We start from the raw sequence: 2,810 nt of genomic DNA, 5'->3' as shown, positions 1-2,810 counted from the left end.
CCCGTCCTGCGTCCATTCGGCAAAGCGGACTTCGGCCACCAGCTTCGGCTCGAGCCAGGCCGCCTGCTCGTGCGGCCGCGGCTTCGGCGGGTTCTCGAACGGCGCGTCGGCGCGCTGCAGGCCGGTGACGGCCCTTTCCAGCTCGTGCGCCTCGGCTGCTCCCAGGCCCGAACCCACGCGGCCGACGTAGCGGAGCCCGCCGTCGTCGTAGGCGCCGAGCAGCAGCGAGCTCACGCCCGTGCGGTTCTTCTCGGAGCGCGTGTAGCCGCCGACGACGAACTCCTGGCGATGGTCGCACTTCAATTTGACCCAGTCGCCGTTGCGCGCACCGCGGTAGGGAGCCGCGGCGCGCTTGCCCACCACGCCCTCGAGGCGCAGCTCGCAGGCGGCGTGAAGGCTGTCCTCGCCCCGCCCGCGCACGTGGCTGCTGTAGCGTATGCTGGCGGGCGCGCCTTCCAGCAGCTGCTCGAGCACTTCCTTGCGCTCGAGCAAGGGGCGGTCCCGCAGGTCCGCGCCTTCAAGCGCCAGCAGGTCGAACACGAGGTAGGCGGGCTGCGGGCCGCCGGGGTTGCGCAGGAAGTTCTGGAGGGCCTGGAAGTCGGTGCGGCCGTCAGCGTCGATCATCGCCACCTCTCCGTCCAGCACGAACACGCGGCCGGCGGACCAGTCGGCAAGCTCGGCGGCGATGGCGGGGAAATGCCCGGTGTAGTCCTTGCCGTTGCGGCTGACCAGCCGCGCGCGGTTCTCCTCCACGAACGCAAGCATGCGGTAGCCGTCGTACTTCACCTCGTACACCCACCCGTCGCCCTTCGGCGCCGCCGACGCGAGCTTCGCCAGCTCCACGTCGGCGCGGTCGAAGGGGTTGCGCGCAAGCCGCCCGTCGCCGCCGGACGCTATCTCGTCCATGGTGCGGCCCGTGCGCACGCTCGTGCCGAAGCCGGCGATGCCGGGCTCGTCCTGCACGTGCCCGTCCTTCTCCTTGATGAGGAGCCAGTTGTCTCCGTGCTCGCCCGCCTTGGGCTTCAGCCGCACGAGCACCCAGGCGCCCTTGAGGCGCCGGCCGTCCAGCACGAACTTCAGCTCGCCGTCGCGCAGGCCCGCCTCGACGTCGCCGAGCGGTTCCCAGAACCCCTCGTCCCAGAGCATCACCGTGCCGCCGCCGTACTCGCCCTGCGGAATGGTTCCCTCGAAGTTGCGGTACTCCAGCGGATGGTCCTCCACGTGCACGGCCAGCCGCTTGTCGCGCGGGTTGTACGAGGGCCCCTTGGGCACCGCCCAGCTCAGCAGCACCCCGTCCCATTCCAGGCGCAGGTCGTAGTGGTCGCGGCGGGCCAGGTGGTGCTGCACGAGGAACCGCAGGCGCCCCGCGGGCTCGCCGCCCACGCCCTCCGGCTCGGAGGTTCGGTTGAAATCGCGCTTCTCGTTGTAGGCGCTCAGCTTCGCGGGCACGGCGGATACCTCCGCATCTTCCGGGTTTTACTTGGATGCTCGATATTCTCGCTCGCAGGGGGCCATCTTGCGGTACAATAATCGCCGCGTTACGCGGGTGTGGTTCAATGGTAGAACCTGAGCCTTCCAAGCTCATGACGCGGGTTCGATTCCCGTCACCCGCTCCACGGAAACACGACGGCCCTGCCAATTGGCGGGGCCGTTTTGGATTGCCGGGGTTGGGGGGGTGGCGCAAGCCGGATTCGGTCTGGCTCGACGCAGGGCGCCTGGCAGCTTGGGTTTCGCGACGTGCCGCGCTCAGCCCGCCTTCCCGCGCAGGTAGGCGATGATGTCGTCGGACTCGTACATCGGCTTGTTGCCGATGACGAGGCAGGGAACCTGCTTCTTGCCGCCGATGTGGATGAGGTCGTTCTGGTTGCCGGGCTGGAGCGTGTCGCGCATGTCCAGGTTGATCTTGTTGTCCTGCATGAAACGCAGCACTTTCTGGCAGTAGGGACACGACTTCTTGTAGTACAGGGTGTGGTCTTCCAGATAAGGCATGGACGTTCCTTTCCTCATCGCTCGAGCAAGCGGCCTCGACGATATATATGAACGGAAACTTTATCATAGGCGAGCACCCCGATTTGTTTGCAGCCGAGGGCCAACTTGTTGCCGAGCGGTTTACTTTATTAAGATAAAGCAAAGGGGCGTCCGCACGCCCCTTGGAACCGTGCCTTAGCGTGTTCTCGCGCGCACGACATAATTCAGCCTGACGGCGCAGGCGCACGCGGCGAGGGCGAGGACGGCTCCCGCGGGGCCGAGCCAGGCGTAGGTGCCCTTCTGGGCCAGCAGCGCGCCGCCCACCAATGAGCCTGCGGCGATGCCGATGTTGTAGAACGTGGGGTTCAGCGACGAGGCGAAGTTGAGCGCCTGCGGATAGGCCTCCTCGGCCACCTCCATGAACAGCACCTGCACCTGGGAGTTGTGCAGCGCAGTGACATAGGCGATGGCCAGGCAATTGGCGATGCTCGCAACGGGCCCCGCCGACGTCGTGGCTGGCAGCACGGCTAAGAGCGCTGCGAGCACTCCGTAGACTGCCGGCAGCGCGCGCTGCCCCCAGCGGTCGGCCACGACGCCCGCCGAGAGGTTCGAGAGTATCGCCATGGCGCCGTAGGCGGCCAGCGCCAGCGGCAACGCGGCCTCGGGCACGCCGATCACCTGCACGAGCAGGGGGTTCAGGTAGGTGTAGTACACGTAGAGCCCCGCCATGGACAGCAGGATCTGCGACGCGTTCAGCCGCACGCGCGCGTCCTTGAAAACGGCCAGCTGCGATAGCAGGAAGGCTGCGGGGCCGGTGTCGCGGGGGCGGCCGGCTTCCGCTC

General features: G+C 67.6%; 3 protein-coding genes and 1 tRNA gene. 1 reads left to right on the top strand and 3 read right to left on the bottom strand.

Going from position 1 to position 2,810, the window contains the following annotated elements; all coding sequences use genetic code 11:
- The coding region (gene ligD / locus GPA_RS01380) for a non-homologous end-joining DNA ligase (protein ID WP_041239918.1) at positions 1-1,449 on the bottom strand (1,449 nt) is incomplete at its 3' end.
- Between the two features lie 93 nt (positions 1,450-1,542).
- Between ligD and GPA_RS01375 the strand changes: the two genes are divergently transcribed.
- Positions 1,543-1,616: transfer RNA gene (locus tag GPA_RS01375), tRNA-Gly, on the top strand.
- Between the two features lie 130 nt (positions 1,617-1,746).
- Here the strand turns inward: GPA_RS01375 and GPA_RS01370 are convergent.
- Entirely contained in the window at positions 1,747-1,989 is a 243-nt protein-coding gene (locus GPA_RS01370) for a glutaredoxin family protein (protein ID WP_041238749.1), read from the bottom strand.
- 174 nt (positions 1,990-2,163) lie between these two features.
- On the bottom strand, positions 2,164-2,810 hold a 647-nt coding region (locus GPA_RS01365), incomplete at its 5' end, for an MFS transporter (RefSeq protein ID WP_156790901.1).

It is taken from the genome of Gordonibacter pamelaeae 7-10-1-b (assembly GCF_000210055.1).
GTDB classification, from domain to species: Bacteria; Actinomycetota; Coriobacteriia; order Coriobacteriales; family Eggerthellaceae; genus Gordonibacter; species Gordonibacter pamelaeae.
This window is presented reverse-complemented; position numbering and strand designations above follow the sequence as displayed.